Source organism: Oceanihabitans sediminis, from assembly GCF_003337215.1.
In the GTDB taxonomy this organism is placed as follows: Bacteria; Bacteroidota; Bacteroidia; order Flavobacteriales; family Flavobacteriaceae; genus Oceanihabitans; species Oceanihabitans sediminis.
In genome coordinates, this window is sequence record NZ_QPIG01000001.1 from 714,917 (window position 1) to 730,950 (window position 16,034).

The following is a 16,034-nucleotide window of genomic DNA, read 5'->3' on the forward strand; positions in this document are numbered from 1 at the left end:
CAAAGATACGTGTTTTGTCAAAGCAATTGATTTTTAGATTACATTTGCCCGCTTTTTTTAAAAAAATACAATTAAATGAGTCAGATTTTTGAAGAAATACCTTTTGTTGAAAACCCTCAATACGAGCGAATTATTGCTGATATTCTAGAGCAAAAATACAGTATAATTGAAGACTTTTTTACAGATGAAGAGGTGGTTATTTTAAGAGATTCTTTAATAGAAAAACAGGCAGAAGATGCATTTAAAAAGGCAGCTATTGGTAATCGAATAAACGAAGTTATTGTAAAGTCTATTCGAGGAGATGTTATTTTGTGGATAGATGAAAAAAACACCAATGACGCCGAAAAAATATTCTTTAATAAGGTAAATAACCTAGTTGACTATTTGAATAAAACTTGTTTTCTAGGGATTCTGTACAAAGAGTTTCATTATGCTTTATACCCAGAAGGCACTTTTTATAAAAGGCATATTGACACTTTTCAAAATGACGACAGGCGAAAACTTTCTATTGTTTGTTATCTAAATGAAGATGGTTGGTTACCAGAAAATGGCGGGGAACTAGTATTGTATTTAGATGAAAATGGAAAAGAAACCGAAAAGGTCATTTATCCGTTTCCTGGTCGTATGGTGATTTTTGAAAGTCAGATTATAGAACACGAAGTAAAACCTGTAAAAACTGAGAGGTTGAGTATTACAGGTTGGTTAAAAACGCGCTAAACTATCTTTTTCTACGATTATAAATGTAAATTATAACAAGTACGATAGCTAATACTAGAAACAGTCCGTTTCCGCTTAAAAAGTTTAAAACATCCATATTATTCTTTTTTGTTTTTGTTATACCTATAAATAAGATAGGCGAGTGTTACTAATATTACAAAAGGTAGCATCGAACCAATAAATACGCCAACTCCGTAAGCGGCATCTGGGGCTTTATTTAGTTTTTCATTGATGTCTACTTCTTGTAAAAGTGCTAAAAATTTCATTTTATATTTTGTTAGCTTCCGTCAAATTTAATCCTTTTGTGAAAGTAGTAAAAATTCTTTTCTAAATTTTACAATTAAAGGTAATCCTCTAGCAGCAATCCATAGGGTAAAAGCTATAAAAATAGCGTATAATTTACAGTTGAAATAATCTAAAACAAGTAGTACTGGTACAAACACAATAAATGTTGAAAAGAGCAGGATGTTTCTAAGGTATTTCATCTTACCTAGTCCTTTGAAAATTCCGTCAAATATAAATGCTAAAGCACAAAGCGGTTGCATCGCTAGTACGATCCAAAAAATGTTGTAAAATTCTTTTAAAACCTCAGGGTCTTTGGTGAAAACTGTTCCTAGCGGAAAGTATAAAAATGCGCCAATTACGGCGATAATGCTTCCGGCGATAATTCCGTATTTAATAAGTTTATTACTTAGTCCTATTAGTAATCCGTATTCTTTTCCACCAAGAAGTTTTCCAGATAAAATATTTCCAGCACTAGCATAGCCATCTATAATAAAAGCGCCAAGAAACCATAGATTTATGGCAATGGTATAGGCGGCAATCTGCTCATTACCATATCTTGTAGAAAAGGAACTTGCTAAATAAAGTGTGACGTTAAGCGCTAGTGTTCTAACAAATAAGTTTAATATCATAAGCACAAAACGTTTCATTTCTTTATTAAAAGGAAAGCTAAATCGTAAGGATATTTCTGTTTTAGTTAATAGGAAATATGCAGAAACTAGTGCCATTAAAAATTGTGCAGCTACACTAGCATAGGCAGCACCTTTAATGTGCATAGCAGGAATATAACCTTCAATACCATACACTAAAATAAAGTCTAGAAGGATATTGGTTAATGCTCCAACAATAGCTATTAGCATCGGGTAGTAGGTGTTTTGTAAACCTCTAAAAGTTCCGAAAATAGCTATGGTAAATAAGGTAAAAGGAAATCCGAAAACCCGAATTCTATAGTAGTCTACGCTATAGCTTAGAATTACATCGGAAGCATTATAGAGTTTAAAAATACTTTCGGCAAAAGGATAGGTACTAATTATAATTAAGATGCTTAGTGAAGTAATAATAAAAATAGCTTGAGCCGGAAGATTTTTAACTGCATCTAAATTATCTGCACCAACATACTGCGAAACGATAGAAGAAATAGCACTTCTTGTTTGCCCTAATACCCAAATAAGCATTGATAAAAATGTTCCAACAATTCCAACAGCTGCCAAAGATTCGGTTCCATTTACTTCTATATTTCCAACAATAGCAGTGTCTGTAATAGATAAAATAGGCTCTGAAATACCAGCAATTAACGCAGGGATTGCTAGCTTATTAATATGTTTAAAGCTAATATTAGTTCGCAAGGGTCTAAATTTATTTTGAAATGCTAAAGGTCGTAACTTTTATTATTAAATCTGTATTTTTGTAGCCTAAAAACCAAGTAATGAAGAATATTTTAGTTCCTATAGGCTCCTCTAAAGACTCCAAATTCACACTGCAATATGCAATAGACTTTGCCCAATTCATGCAAGCAAAAGTTTATGTGTTTAAGTCTTTTAGCGTTGCTCCAAAAATAGGTACAAAGATGCATGTTGATAGTATTGTAGCTAGAGAGCAGGTGGAAGATGTTAAAGAAGTTGTTGACCAAATAGACACTAAAGGTGTTAGCTTAGAAATATTATCTGTAAAAGGAGGCGGGGTTATTGACAGTATTGAAGAAATTAGCAAAAAAATAAATATAGATTTAATTATTGTAGGTCAAAGACCAAACGATATTTCTGAAGCGTATTACTTAGGTAGAACTCCTGGAAATATTGTAAGGCAGTCTGATGTTCCTGTTTTAATCATTCCGGAAGCTTATGTGTATAAACCAATTGCAAAGCTTTTAACAGCAATTAAATCTGGAGTAATTAGTGAAAAGACAAATCTATTACCTCTGAAAGAAGTTTTAGAAAGATTTGAAGCTAAAATGCATTTATTGCAAGTAAAAACCCAAGATTTTTCTGCTAAAGATTCTGTAGTGAATACAGAACTTAAAGCCATGACATCTTCTTCTAATATCAGTGAAAATGCTACTTTATTTCAAGGAGTTTTAGAGCATTTAAATAGTCAGAAACCAGATGCTATATGTGTAATTAGACGAAAGAGAGGTTTCTTTAAAAAACTTTGGGAGAAAAACACCATCAATACTATTAAGAAAATAGATTTTGAAAGCCGCGTACCGCTTCTAGTCTTAAAAGAAGCAGAATAGCTTATTTTATAAAATCAATGCTTTTAGAAACTACCTGTTGCAATGCTTCCGGTAGTTTTTTGTTTTCATAAGGATGTGAAGCTCCAAAAACATGATTACTATTTTTTATAGAAAATAAATCACTTTTTGTATTCCAAGAATGTAAGTTTTCTGCTTCCTCAAATTTCACCGAAGGATCTTCCTTTGCATGAATAATTAAAAAAGGTATGTTTAGTTTTTTTGTTGCTGATTCTATGTTAAACCTTTCTTCGTTTGCTTTATAATCTAGATAGAATTGATAGTTATGTGGCATTTGCTGCTTGGTTCTGCCATTCATTATGTACTTTACTCCAGCTTTTTTCCACTGTTCTAAGTCTCCAGTAGTTGAGGTTCTTTTTCCGAAATTACTAACACTTGCCAAAGTAATGAGTTTGGTAATTCTGTTATCTTCGGAAGCTTTTATAATGGAAATTCCACCTCCTCTAGAATGACCAATTACTGTAATATTGTTTTTGTCTATTTGATTTGAAAATGTATTTTCTTCTGAAAGTAAGTGATTTAGCATACTATCTAAATCATCAAGCTCTTTAGTATAATTATTTTCAGCAAAAGCTTCTAAGTCGGGAAAATCTATTGGTTGCTCTACTGTGCCGCCGTTATGTGAGAAGTTGAATTTTACAAAAAACATATCTGCTTCGCGAAAAGCTTCAGCTACCAAATCCCAGCTTCCCCAGTCTTTAAAACCTTTGTATCCGTGACAAAATATTACTAGAGGCTTTTGTTTTTCGGTGTTTTTAAAAAATGCATCCCAAACAATAGGCTTCTTGTTTTCTCTATATAGAACTAGATTTTTCTGTATCATTACACTTCTTTTTCAATAAAGTTAATCTCTGGATTACATATTTCAAGAATGATTTTTTTGAGCTCTATCTCAAAATTATCTAGTGTTTCTTGGGTGATAAAAGTGTTTTTCTTTTTTTCTTCTTTAGCAGCAAACTTTAAAAATCCTGCTTTTAAATTTTTAAAAGAAATGATTCCGGCTTCTAGAGGGAATTCTATTTTGTTTTCTTGGTGCATCATATAAGCATATAGTAGTACTTGAAAACTCTTACTGTACTTTTTATAGTCTGTTGTAATGGCTTCCCAATCTGCTATTTCTACTTGGTTTTTTTCTACTTTACCAGTTTTGTAATCTATAATTCTTGTGGTTCCGTTGTAGCTATCAACACGGTCTACTTTACCTGTTAATTTGATATCGAAATCCAGCTCTGGAATTTTCAGTGTAGCTATACTTTTGTCTTCTAAAGCAATAATTTTTATTTCATTTCCTTTCTGTACATCATCGATTTCTAAATTAATGAAGTTTAAAACATATCGTTTTGCAATTTCATAAATGATAAGGTTTTTACCGGTAGTAATATCACCTTCTTTATATTCGTTTATAAAATGATGTGTTATCCTTTCGGTGATTTTAGATTTTTGACTTTTTAATTTCTCTACAGTTAAAACCTCACCTACAAAATCTTCGTATAAATCTTCTAAAGTATTGTGAACAACTGTTCCTAAGGTATTAAAAGCAACACTTTCCTCAACGTCTTCCTGTTCTGCAATACCTAATACTTTTTGGTAATAAAAATCTATTGGGTTACGCATATAGTTTGTTAATGAAGATGGCGAGAAGCCTCTTTCTGCAATCGCTTGAATTTTATTTAAAACGGCTACTGTTTTCTCAATTTCAATTAATTCACTAAAACAAGCTTCTACTTTAGGGGTTACAATACTGTGCTTTATTTTATGAACCCCTTCTAATTCTAATTGGGTAATAAATCTACTCTTTTCTCCTCCAGTTAGTATATCAGCTTCTGTATTATATAAAATGTATACGTTTTTAGCACGTTGCAATAATCTGTAAAAATGATAAGTATAAACGGCATCTTTTTCCTTGTAGGTAGGGAGTTTGTTTTGCAGTTTAACATCAAATGGAATAAAGGAATTATTTGTTTTTCCGGAAGGAAGTACCCCTTCATTAACCGAAGAAATAATAACTGTTTCAAAATCTAATACACGTGACTCTAGCATTCCCATAACCTGTAAGCCCTGTAAAGGTTCTCCCTGAAAATCTAGTGTAGCAGAACTTAGTAATTCTTTATAAATACTATGAAGTGTGTGCATGTCTTGTATATAATTATAACTAGTATTTAGTCTTGTTAGTTCATTAAAAAGTTCGTTAAAACGGAATAAATACTCTAAAGAGAGTTTATTTAAAGCTTTGTTCTTATCTAAATCTTTTTTGATGCTTAAGATTAGGTTTGAACAGTTTTTAAGCATGCTTTTAACCCTGTTTTCTTTTAAAACGAATAAGGTGTCTAATATTTCTGAAGAAGCAGGAGCAAGCTCTTTTAGCCTATCTATAGAAATGTAAACAAGATTATTTGTTAGAATAGTATTTGTGATTTTTGAAGCTACATCGGTATTCTCTTTTCGGAATAAGGGTCTGATAAATTGATGCGAAATAATAGCAATTACATCTTTGTAGTAAAAAGTATTATTGGCTTTTTTGTGAATTTGAAAAATTTGCTCAAAAAGAGAGGCTAATGGAATTGACTGCAACGGGAAACCCATTGTTATATTTAACGCGTCTATAGATTCTGGTAAAGCGTTTAATGTAGGCGTAAGTAGGTTTTCATCTGCAAGTATTACGGCTGTTTGTTTTAGGTCGGTATCTTCTTTTTGCAGATCTTTTAAAAGTCCGCCAATAAATTTTGCTTGTCCTATGTTTTTAGGTACTCCAAAAACCTTAATATTCTTTTCTTCGGAATAGTGATTTGTTTTCCAATTAAAGTCATTATCTCTAAAGAAATTCCAGTTTTTAAAATGTTGTCTTGTAAACAAACCAGCATCATGAATAGGGTTGTCAAAAAAATGTTTGTCGACATCCCAATATATTTCAGCCAATTCATTTTGAAGCAACTCTTGTATGATATTTTCTTCGGCCTTATTCAAAGCATTAAAACCTAAGAAAATGTGTTGCTTTTCTTTGTTGCTCTGGATGTAGCTTTCTATATTTTCAACAGCTTCTCTGTAAATTAATCCTTGATAAGCAGTTTTGTTTTTTAATAGTTCTTCTGTAAATTTTGTATAATAGGTATTTAGTTTATTCCAAAAAGCTAGATATTTTTTTACAAACTCTGTTTTAGGTTCTTCTAAAGACCAATGTTTTAAGTCTTGAATTGCGCTTAAGTAATTAAATATTTTTTCCTGCGGAATAAGATATCTATCTACTTCATTAAAGTCTTGTAAAAGTATTTGAGCCCATTTAGAAAAGGAATCAAAGCTTTCTTGGTCTTCCTTTTTTGTAAGCTCTAGGTAAACTTTATAAAAAACAAAAAGGAGCTCTGTATTAGAAGTTTTTTTGAGTTGTGATAAATCTTCCACAAACTCCTCAATGCTTATTATTTGGGGAGCAATAATCGTGTGATTTACTACTTGTGAAATTTGATTTTTTAAAAAGATACCAGCACGTTTGCTAGGTAAAATAAAGATTAGTTCAGATAAGTTTCTGTCCTGTTTCTTTAAATCTTCAAGTACATCTAGAATAAAAGTTGTCATATTATAAAAATAAAAAACGCTTCGATATATCGAAGCGTTTTTATGAAATATTTAGATTGTTTTAGTATTCCTTATTTTCTAAGTTTTACTTCAACACGTCTGTTGTTTTTTCTTCCAGCAGCAGTTTTGTTATCTGCAATTGGGTAATCTTCACCAAAACCAGCAGCTACTAATCTGTCAGCGTTAATTCCGTTAGAGATTAAATAATCTCTAACAGCGTTAGCTCTTCTTTCAGATAATAACTGGTTAGTGTTTTTGCTACCAACGCTATCTGTGTGTCCTTCAATAGTGAAGTTAGACTCTGGGTAATCTTTTAAGATAGCAGTAATTGCTTGTAATACTGGGTAAGTTTCATTCTTGAAAGAAGATTTTCCAGTAGCAAATAAGATTGTTCTAGCGTAGTTGTTTAAAGTAGTCATAACTTCTGCAGTTGGAGCAACTACTTCTGGGCATCCATTGTTAGCAACAGTACCTGCTTCGTTAGGACATTTATCGTCTTTGTCTAATACACCGTCACCATCAGTATCTGGCCATGGGCATCCGTTGTTTGCAGCTGGACCTGCTTCGTTAGGACATTTATCGTCACCATCAGCAACACCATCACCATCAGCATCTGGACATCCGTTTAAAGATTTTAAACCAGCAACTGTAGGACATTTGTCATCTTTATCAGCAACACCGTCACCGTCAGTATCAGGACAACCGTTTAATTCAGCAGGACCTGCTTCATTTGGGCAATCATCTTTAGCATCTTCGATTCCGTCACCGTCAGTATCAGGACATCCGTTAAATTCTGGTAAACCAGGAACTTCTGGACAAGCATCATCTTTGTCATAGATACCATCACCATCTGTATCAGTTCCTCCGAATTTTACAGTAACTCCAGCAAAATGTTGCCAGTGCTTAGATAAGTAATCTTCAAAACTGTGTTTGTAAGATGTTTGAACTGTTAGACCTACATTTTCTGTAAACCAATAGTTTAAACCTAAAGATCCGTTTAAAGTTCCAGCTCCAATTTTATCAATCCAAGTGTAACCTCCACCAACACCAATGTATGGTTCTATAGTTTTAGAGTTTACTAATTCAGCAAAGCTATACTTAATAGTACCATCTACTGCGTAGTAAGACATTTCTTCTACTCTTAAGCTAGGTATATCTTTTCCAATTTGACCTATTTTTTCAATTCGGTTAATAGATCCACCAACTCCGAAAGAAAATCCGTCGTTTATGTATTTAGAAACTGATATCGAAGATAAAGAAGGAAGGATATTCCAGTGGTCTCCAACGTTGAAGAACTCATCAAAATAATCTCCTTGTGGTGTGTCTTCTCCTACAGGATAAAGATCTACCGCGTTTACTCCGAAGCTCATTGCCCAAGGATTGTTTTCATCTTGCGCATGCGTGTTGCTAAAACCTAATACAAGCAACATAGCGAACAATAATCTGCTAAGATTTTTCATATTCAAATATTTAATTTTAAGTGTTAATTAATAAACAAAAGTAAGTTGTTAAATAATATTAACAAAGGCAAAGATAGGAAAAATAATACTAAATTAACTTAAATACAGTCTGTTTGTAAGTAATCTAAATTACCTTTAGTTCTTTTCCAACCTTAATGAATCCCGCTATTGCCTTGTCTAAATGTTCTTTTTCATGAGCAGCAGAAAGTTGTACTCTAATTCTTGCTTTATCTTTAGGAACAACAGGGAAAAAGAAGCCAATAACATAAATACCTTCTTCAAGAAGCATATTTGCCATAGTTTGCGATAGCTTTGCATCGTATAGCATAACTGGTACAATTGCCGAATCACCTTCAATGATATCAAATCCAGCTTCTTTCATTCCTTTTTTGAAATATTCCGTATTCCAAGCTAATTTATCTCTTAGTGATGTATCGTTTTTAAGCATGTCAAAAACTTTGATCGATGCACCTACTATTGTTGGCGCTAAAGAGTTTGAGAATAAATATGGTCTAGAGCGTTGACGTAAGATTTCAATGATTTCTTTTTTTGCAGTAGTATAACCTCCCATTGCACCACCAAGTGCCTTACCTAGTGTACCTGTTATAATGTCAACTCTACCTAAAACACCTTTTTCTTCTAGTGTTCCAATACCTTTAGGTCCTATGAATCCTGTTGCGTGACATTCATCAATCATCACCATAGCATCATATTTTTCTGCTAAATCACAGATTTCGTCTAAAGGAGCAACTAAACCATCCATAGAGAAAACCCCATCTGTTACAATGATTTTGTTTCTAGCACCGTTTTTATTTGCTTCTATAAGTTGTTTTTCTAAATCTGCCATATCGTTATTTGCATAACGGTAACGCGCTGCTTTACATAAACGAACTCCGTCTATAATAGAAGCGTGGTTAAGTGAATCTGAAATAATTGCATCCTCTTTTCCTAATAAAGGTTCAAAAACTCCTCCGTTTGCATCAAAAGCAGCAGCATATAAGATAGTGTCTTCTGTGCCATAGAAGTCTGCGATTCTTTGTTCTAATTCTTTATGTATATCTTGGGTTCCACAAATAAAACGAACAGAAGACATCCCGAATCCATGAGAATCTAAAGTGTCTTTTGCTGCTTGAATTACTTCAGGGTGTGATGATAACCCTAAATAGTTGTTTGCACAAAAATTTAAAACTTTTTCACCAGTGTTTAATGTGATTTCAGCTCCTTGTGGAGAGGTGATAATACGTTCTTCTTTATAAAGACCATTGTCTTTTATTTCTTGTATTTCTTTTTGTAGTTGTTGTTTAATGTTTCCGTACATGATTATTGTTTTTTACAAAGTTAAAATGTTTTTCTACGATTAAGGTAGAAACAGAATTCTTTTTCGTTTTCTTTATTTAAAAGGCCTGTGCCTTTTGAAATTAAAAAGTTACTACCTGAATATTTTCATTAATATATACTAAAATCTTTTTAGTTACTTGGAATTGCATTTCTTCAATTATACGTTCGTAATTTTCTAATTGTAATTGGTGTTTCTTGTCTTGTGCTCCTGTTTTATAATCTATAATTGTTGCTTGGTTTTCAGCATTAATTACTAGTCTATCTGGCCTGATTATTTCTTTGTTTGAAATAATATCACGTTCATTATATATTGTATTGTTTGCAATAAAATAGTCTTTTAGTTCTTCGTGATCTATTATTTGATTTACTATTAACTCTAATTCCTTTGCTTGTTCTGGGGATATTATAGCTGTTTCAATAAAATGTGAAAAAGTAAAGGAAACATCTTCTTTGGTTTTTATATGTGATAGAATATTGTGAATTAGGTTTCCCTTTTCAATAGCTTCTGCTTGTGCTGTGTCCCATAAATAACCCGCGTTAGTAACAATTTTTATGTTATGACTTTCTTTGGTGGTACTAATAAATTCTTCTTGTACTAGAATGTCTTTTGCAACCTTTTCTTCTTTAGAAGTTTTGTTAGCATTTCCAAAAGTATAGCTTGTTTGACCCTCTTGATATAGTTGTGCATTTTTTAAGAAGTTAACAAACAATCCGGCAAAGGTTTTAGGTTTTGCTAATTCGGCACCTGAAAGATTACTTTTTGATATAATATAAAGTTGTTCTTTTGGTCGTGTTAGCGCAACATATAATAGGTTTATGTTGTCAAGCTCTAATTCTGCTTGGTGTTTTGTGTGGATTTGCTGACCTATTTCCCCATAGTTTTCGAAATCGGAATTATAACTCATTAAGGTGCTTGAAAAACCATTAAAATGTTCTTCTTGTAGCGGGAACCACTCTTTTGGCTCCACTTCCCTTTTCATATCTAAATCGGCATAAGGGAATATAACAACTGGAAACTCTAAACCTTTAGATTTATGAATAGTCATAATTTGTACAGCGTTTTGTCCTTGTGGGGAAACAATACTTAAGCTGTCTTTTTTGTTGTTTGCGTGCTCTAAAAAGCCAGAAAGGCTCGAGCCTTGTTTTTGTGAATATTCTAAAACAAAATCTAAATAATATTGTACGTAAGCATTGGAAGTTTCAACAAGATTGAAGTTTCTTACAACGCTTTCTGCCATTTCATATAATGGAAGTTGTAATAGTTCTTTTGGTGAAATAAATACTTGATGCTCTTCAAAATTTTTGAAAGTTTGATATAGCGATTTATTTATGTTTTTACAGAAGAAATCGTGCTTATCGCTTATTTCAAAATTATCTGAAAGATAATTAAGGGCTCTTACTTTTACTTCTTCGTTTTCAGGCTGCACTAATAGTGTTAGAATATTGTCTATAAACTGTACTTCTGGACTATTAAAAATAAGCATGGTTTCCGAAGACATAATTGGCAGGTTTTTACCATTTAAGAATTCGGCAACTGCAACTCCTTCCATCTTCTTTCTAACTAAAATACAGATATCCTTATATTGAAACCCATTATCTAGGCTAGTTTGAATAATTTCTAAAACTTTTTGCGGGTAAAGTTCATCTTTGTTCCCATCCTTTAAATCTAAAAAGTCAATTTGAACATAGCCTTCGTTTTTTTTGAAGGTATTCTGCTTAGATCCTTCATGATATAGCTTGCTATAATCCTCTTTGCTAAAAGCAGTTTCGGCTATATATTTAAAAAAAGCATTATTGAAATTGATTATCTCTTGAAAGCTTCGGTAGTTGGTAGGTAAATTTTCTACTTGTTGTTCTATTTGAAAAGGCTTTGCTTTTTTAGAATATAAATCTATAAACTGATCTGCTTCCCCTCCTCGCCATCTGTAAATTGCTTGTTTAGCGTCTCCCACTAACATTACTGTTCCTTGTTGTTGTTTTATATTTTGTGCAGAAAGAGAGTTGTCTATTAACGGAATTAAATTTTGCCACTGTAATTTAGAGGTGTCTTGAAATTCATCAATAAAATAGTGTCTGAATTTTTCCCCTAAACGCTCATAAATAAAAGGTGTTGGTTGGTCTTTTATTTCCTTTTGAATTAATCCGTTGAATTCGGAAATTAATAGCTTATTCTGTTCTTGCTTTATGGCGATTAACTCTTGGTTTATTGCACTTAAAACAGAAAGCGGAGTAATATTTTTATAAATAGCTTTTAGGAATTTGATATGGAATATTAGCTTTTTACTAGTGTTGAAGGCTTCTATTATTTGTGGTTGAATAGCATCAATGATAGAGCCAGTTTCAGCCGAAACTCTTCCAGGGTATAGAGCCTCGTTGTTTAGTAGAGATTCTATCCATTTTGTTTCGAAATTAACACTGAAGTTATTATTTCTTAATTTATCAAAATGTTTTGGTAAGTAACTACTGTGGAAATCCTTGTGTTGTAATCCGTTTTCGCTAATTAATTGCAGAACATTTTCAGCTATTTCAATAATTTGCTTTTCTACAGCTTTAATGTCTGTTCTTAATTGCTTTTTAAGTACGCTGAAATCCTCTAGGGTTTTATCTTTTAGTTTTTCAATATGTTCTAAATCACTTTCATTAACCAAAAGCTTTGCAATCTTGTTAAAGTCGAATGAAATATCCCAGCTTTTATCTTCATCTGCTTTTTCAATAGCAAATTCAACCAATATTTTGGTTAGTTCTTTATTTGTTCCTGCTTTTGCAATCAAACTATCTACTGCTTCTTGTAAAAGAGAAACTTGATCTAGTTCGACTTCAAAATTTAAAGGTAATTTTAAATCGTGTGCAAAAGTTCTAATTATTTTATGGGTAAATCCGTCAATTGTCGAAACATCGAAAGCTGCATAATTATAGATAATACTATTTAGTATTTTTTCCGATTGCTTCTGCAGTTGTGCAGGAGGAATATTAAGCTCTTCAGAAAGTACTGTAAACATACTATTAGGGTTTTCTAGGTTTTCTTCCAATGAAAATTCCTTTAGCATTTCTACAATACGCTCTTTCATTTCCCCTACCGCTTTATTTGTAAACGTAATAGCTAAAATATTTTTGTATGCATCTAAACTGCTTGCCTGCAATAAGATTTTTAGATATTCTTTTACTAGAGTGAAGGTTTTACCGCTTCCAGCAGATGCGTTATAAATTGTAAATGGATTTTTGTTGACCATAAGTTAAATTTTACACAAGATAAAAACTATCAATGAGTTCATAACTATATATTATTTTTAAATGATTGCTTTTATACGTAAATTTGAAAGAAATTAATTATTAACACTAAATATAAAAATTATGGCTTTCGAATTACCGAAATTAAAATATGCATATGATGCTTTAGAGCCTCATGTTGATGCACGTACAATGGAAATACACCATTCAAAACACCACCAAGGTTATACAAACAACTTGAATAACGCAATTAAAGATACAGATTTAGAAGGAAAATCTATTGAAGATATTCTTACTAATTTAGATATGAAAAACGGAGCTGTTAGAAATAACGGAGGAGGTTTTTATAACCACTCATTATTCTGGGATGTAATGAATCCTGAAGGAAAAGGACGTTTGTCTGGAGAATTAAAAGATGCTATTGAAGCAGCTTACGGTTCTTTTGATGCTTTTAAAGATGCTTTTTCTAAGGCTGCAGCTACACAATTTGGTTCAGGATGGGCTTGGTTATGTGTGCACAAAGGAGGGAAAGTGGAAGTTTGTTCTACACCAAACCAAGACAACCCATTAATGCCAGGAGTTGGTTGTGGAGGAACACCAATCTTAGGATTAGATGTTTGGGAACACGCTTATTACTTAAACTACCAAAACAGAAGACCAGATTATATTGAAGCTTTCTTTAATGTAATTAACTGGAATGAAGTTGAAAGACGTTACGCAGAAGCAAAATAAGTCAAGAAACTTATTCATAATATTGAAAAGCAAATCCGTTAGGGTTTGCTTTTTTTGTTTTAAGATACATAGGTGATTTTTAATCTGTTTCTTAAAAATGAAAAAAGGTGAACGAGAGTTCACCTTTTTTGCCCCAAATCTACCATAAACTTAACCTACTTATGTTATGGTAAGCCCAAATATATGTACGCTTTTTGGAATAATCTAAAAATATTAGATAAACTGCTTATTTATTAGTCTAATGGTGTTAAATAGTGTTTGTTAGCTGTTTTACTTCAGGATTTTAGTAATGTATAAAAATAAGAAATGGTGATCGAGTGATCACCATTTCTTGCCCCAAATCTACCATGAACTTAACCTACTTATGTTATGGTACAGCTAATTTAGGTTTATTTATTACATTAATTTAATTTTTTAGACAAAATACATCTTTATTAGTTTAAGTGTAATTTGTTTAAAATGAACAACTTGCATTTAATTAGTATGCGCGTTCTTCGTTACCTTCGAAAAAGTTGATGAATGCTCTGTTTACAACTCTATTACCACCATCTGTAGGGTAATCTCCTGTAAAATACCAATCACCAAGATTTTTCGGACAAGCCTTATGTAAATTAGCTACCGGTTGGAAAATCACTTTTACTTCCGCATTGATACTTTCGTCACTTAGTAATTCAGAAATCTTATCTGATATTTCCTCGTCTGTAAATAAGTCGTAAAGTTCTTTTACGTAATTTTTAACCTTTGCGTCTTCTAAGTTTACTTGCTTTTTACATTTATTGTAAACCTCTTCAACTAAATGATACTTATTATTGTCTTCTAAAAGCGCTAGCATGGCTTTAAAAGCAACTAAACCTTCTAGTCTAGCCATATCAATACCATAGCAATCTGGGTAACGGATTTGTGGAGCAGAGGAAACTATAATGATTTTTTTAGGGTTAAGCCTATCCATCATTTTAAGGATACTCATTTTTAATGTAGTTCCCCTCACGATACTATCATCTATAATAACCAAGTTGTCTGTTGGTTTAATAACGCCGTAAGTAACATCATAAACGTGAGCCACTAAATCGTCTCTACTACTATCTTCGGTAATAAAAGTTCTTAGTTTAACGTCTTTAATCGCAATTTTTTCAATTCTAGGTCTTTCGTCAAGAATTTCAATGACACGTTCTTTAGAAAGTTGCCCATTACCATCTATAATAGCTTGTGTTTTCTTTTGATTAAGAAAATCTTCAACCGATTCAATCATCCCGAAGAAAGAAGTTTCGGCTGTATTAGGGATGTATGAAAATACTGTGTTGGCAGTATCGTTATTAATTGCTTCTAAAACTTTTGGCATTAATAACTTACCAAGCGTTTTTCTTTCTTGATAAATTTCTGCATCACTTCCTCGAGAGAAATAAATACGTTCAAAAGAACAAGCTTTTCTTTCTAAAGGTTCTAATATTTTCTGAATAGATACTTCTCCAGATTTTTTAGTGATAATAGCATGACCTGGCTCTAATTCTTTTACATCATCAAAATCTACATTGAAAACTGTTTGAATAACAGGTCTTTCTGAAGCTACTACAACTACCTCGTCATCTTGGTAGTAATAAGTTGGTCTAATTCCAGCAGGGTCACGTAATACGAAAGAATCTCCGTGTCCTAAAAGTCCTGCCATTGCATAACCACCATCCCAGTTTTTTGCAGATCGCTTTAAAATCTTAGCAACATTTAATCTTTCTGCAATTAATGGAGAGCATTCGTTTTTGTTATACCCTTCTTTTTTTAGTTTTTTGTAAATCTTGTCTACAGAGTCATCTAAGAAATGACCAATTCTTTCCATTATAGTAATGGTGTCTGTATATTCTTTTGGGTGCTGACCAAGGTCTATCAGGTTTTTGAATAATTCTTTAACGTTTGTCATGTTAAAGTTACCTGCTAGAATAAGGTTTCTGTGCATCCAGTTATTTTGTCTTAAAAATGGATGAACACTTTCTACACTGTTTTTACCAAAAGTTCCGTAACGTACGTGGCCTAAAAGCACTTCGCCTATATAAGGAATGTGTTTTTTCTGTATGGCAACATTGTCTTGGTATTCTGGATGTGCATTAAGCTCTTTATTGATTCTTTGATTTATTTGATCAAAAATATCCTGAATAGGTTGTTGTGCTATAGAGCGAACTCTACTTATGTACCTTTCACCTGGTTTGGTATCTAGTTTAATACTTGCAAACCCTGCTCCATCTTGCCCACGGTTATGCTGTTTTTCCATCATTAGGTACATTTTATTTACGCCGTAAAATGCAGTACCATATTTTTCTTTGTAAAATTCTAATGGTTTTAAAAGTCTTATGTGTGCAATTCCACATTCATGTTTTAAAGCATCGCTCATTATTGTAGTTGTGTGTTTGTTGTTGTGTTACTTATTTGTTTTCCGCTTTATAAATAAATTCTTTTTAAAATATATTGAT

Annotated in this window: 11 protein-coding genes; 3 read left to right on the top strand and 8 right to left on the bottom strand. The window is 32.3% G+C overall.

The annotated features are described in order from the left end of the window. The first annotated feature begins 75 nt into the window (after nt 1-75). Nucleotides 76-717 carry a 2OG-Fe(II) oxygenase gene (locus tag DU428_RS03260; RefSeq protein WP_072347669.1) on the top strand — a complete coding sequence of 214 codons (642 nt, stop codon included), beginning with the start codon at nt 76-78 and terminating at the stop codon, nt 715-717. Between the two features lie 98 nt (nt 718-815). Here the strand turns inward: DU428_RS03260 and DU428_RS13365 are convergent, their stop codons facing one another. Continuing rightward, nucleotides 816-983 (bottom strand): hypothetical protein, encoded by a 168-nt coding sequence (locus DU428_RS13365; RefSeq protein WP_165839141.1) that lies wholly within the window; start codon nt 981-983, stop codon nt 816-818. 27 nt (nt 984-1,010) lie between these two features. Next, nucleotides 1,011-2,345, bottom strand: coding sequence for an MATE family efflux transporter (locus tag DU428_RS03265; protein ID WP_072347667.1), 1,335 nt, complete (start codon nt 2,343-2,345; stop codon nt 1,011-1,013). Nucleotides 2,346-2,425: 80 nt separating this feature from the next. Here DU428_RS03265 and DU428_RS03270 point away from each other — a divergent pair, with 80 nt between their 5' ends. Beyond that, entirely contained in the window at nt 2,426-3,232 is an 807-nt protein-coding gene (locus tag DU428_RS03270; RefSeq protein WP_072347665.1) for a universal stress protein, read from the top strand. A 1-nt stretch (nt 3,233) separates the two neighbouring features. Here DU428_RS03270 and DU428_RS03275 read toward each other — a convergent pair whose 3' ends face one another. From DU428_RS03275 to DU428_RS03295, 5 genes are all read right to left on the bottom strand, one after another. Next, a complete protein-coding gene (locus DU428_RS03275) occupies nt 3,234-4,073 on the bottom strand; it encodes an alpha/beta hydrolase family protein (protein ID WP_113965793.1) in 840 nt (279 codons plus the stop codon). Then, nucleotides 4,073-6,820: a PD-(D/E)XK nuclease family protein gene (locus DU428_RS03280; protein ID WP_113965794.1), complete on the bottom strand. Its 2,748-nt coding sequence runs from the start codon at nt 6,818-6,820 to the stop codon at nt 4,073-4,075. The genes DU428_RS03275 and DU428_RS03280 overlap by 1 nt, the downstream gene beginning before the upstream one ends. Nucleotides 6,821-6,891: 71 nt before the next feature. After that, complete coding sequence (locus DU428_RS03285) at nt 6,892-8,280, bottom strand: OmpA family protein (RefSeq protein ID WP_072347659.1); 1,389 nt, start codon at nt 8,278-8,280, stop codon at nt 6,892-6,894. Nucleotides 8,281-8,404: 124 nt separating this feature from the next. Next, nucleotides 8,405-9,598, bottom strand: a complete 1,194-nt coding sequence (kbl, locus tag DU428_RS03290) for a glycine C-acetyltransferase (protein WP_072347657.1) — start codon at nt 9,596-9,598, stop codon at nt 8,405-8,407. A 100-nt stretch (nt 9,599-9,698) separates the two neighbouring features. Continuing rightward, nucleotides 9,699-12,848, bottom strand: coding sequence for a UvrD-helicase domain-containing protein (locus DU428_RS03295; RefSeq protein ID WP_113965795.1), 3,150 nt, complete (start codon nt 12,846-12,848; stop codon nt 9,699-9,701). A 121-nt stretch (nt 12,849-12,969) separates the two neighbouring features. Between DU428_RS03295 and DU428_RS03300 the strand changes: the two genes are divergently transcribed. After that, on the top strand, nt 12,970-13,578 hold the full coding sequence (locus DU428_RS03300; RefSeq protein WP_113965796.1) for a superoxide dismutase: 609 nt from the start codon (nt 12,970-12,972) through the stop codon (nt 13,576-13,578). A gap of 478 nt (nt 13,579-14,056) precedes the next feature. Here DU428_RS03300 and DU428_RS03305 read toward each other — a convergent pair whose 3' ends face one another. Continuing rightward, entirely contained in the window at nt 14,057-15,955 is a 1,899-nt protein-coding gene (locus tag DU428_RS03305) for an amidophosphoribosyltransferase (protein WP_113965797.1), read from the bottom strand. Between the last annotated feature and the right edge of the window lie 79 nt (nt 15,956-16,034).

What these genes read in the sequence shown, in the direction of transcription:
- DU428_RS03300 (WP_113965796.1), top strand. Translation starts at nt 12,970, where the DNA reads ATGGCTTTCGAATTACCGAAATTAAAATATGCATATGATGCTTTAGAG.
- DU428_RS03260 (WP_072347669.1), top strand. Translation starts at nt 76, where the DNA reads ATGAGTCAGATTTTTGAAGAAATACCTTTTGTTGAAAACCCTCAATAC.
- DU428_RS03270 (WP_072347665.1), top strand. Translation starts at nt 2,426, where the DNA reads ATGAAGAATATTTTAGTTCCTATAGGCTCCTCTAAAGACTCCAAATTC.
- DU428_RS03285 (WP_072347659.1), bottom strand. Translation starts at nt 8,280, where the DNA reads ATGAAAAATCTTAGCAGATTATTGTTCGCTATGTTGCTTGTATTAGGT.
- DU428_RS13365 (WP_165839141.1), bottom strand. Translation starts at nt 983, where the DNA reads ATGAAATTTTTAGCACTTTTACAAGAAGTAGACATCAATGAAAAACTA.
- DU428_RS03280 (WP_113965794.1), bottom strand. Translation starts at nt 6,820, where the DNA reads ATGACAACTTTTATTCTAGATGTACTTGAAGATTTAAAGAAACAGGAC.
- DU428_RS03275 (WP_113965793.1), bottom strand. Translation starts at nt 4,073, where the DNA reads ATGATACAGAAAAATCTAGTTCTATATAGAGAAAACAAGAAGCCTATT.
- DU428_RS03295 (WP_113965795.1), bottom strand. Translation starts at nt 12,848, where the DNA reads ATGGTCAACAAAAATCCATTTACAATTTATAACGCATCTGCTGGAAGC.
- kbl (WP_072347657.1), bottom strand. Translation starts at nt 9,598, where the DNA reads ATGTACGGAAACATTAAACAACAACTACAAAAAGAAATACAAGAAATA.
- DU428_RS03305 (WP_113965797.1), bottom strand. Translation starts at nt 15,955, where the DNA reads ATGAGCGATGCTTTAAAACATGAATGTGGAATTGCACACATAAGACTT.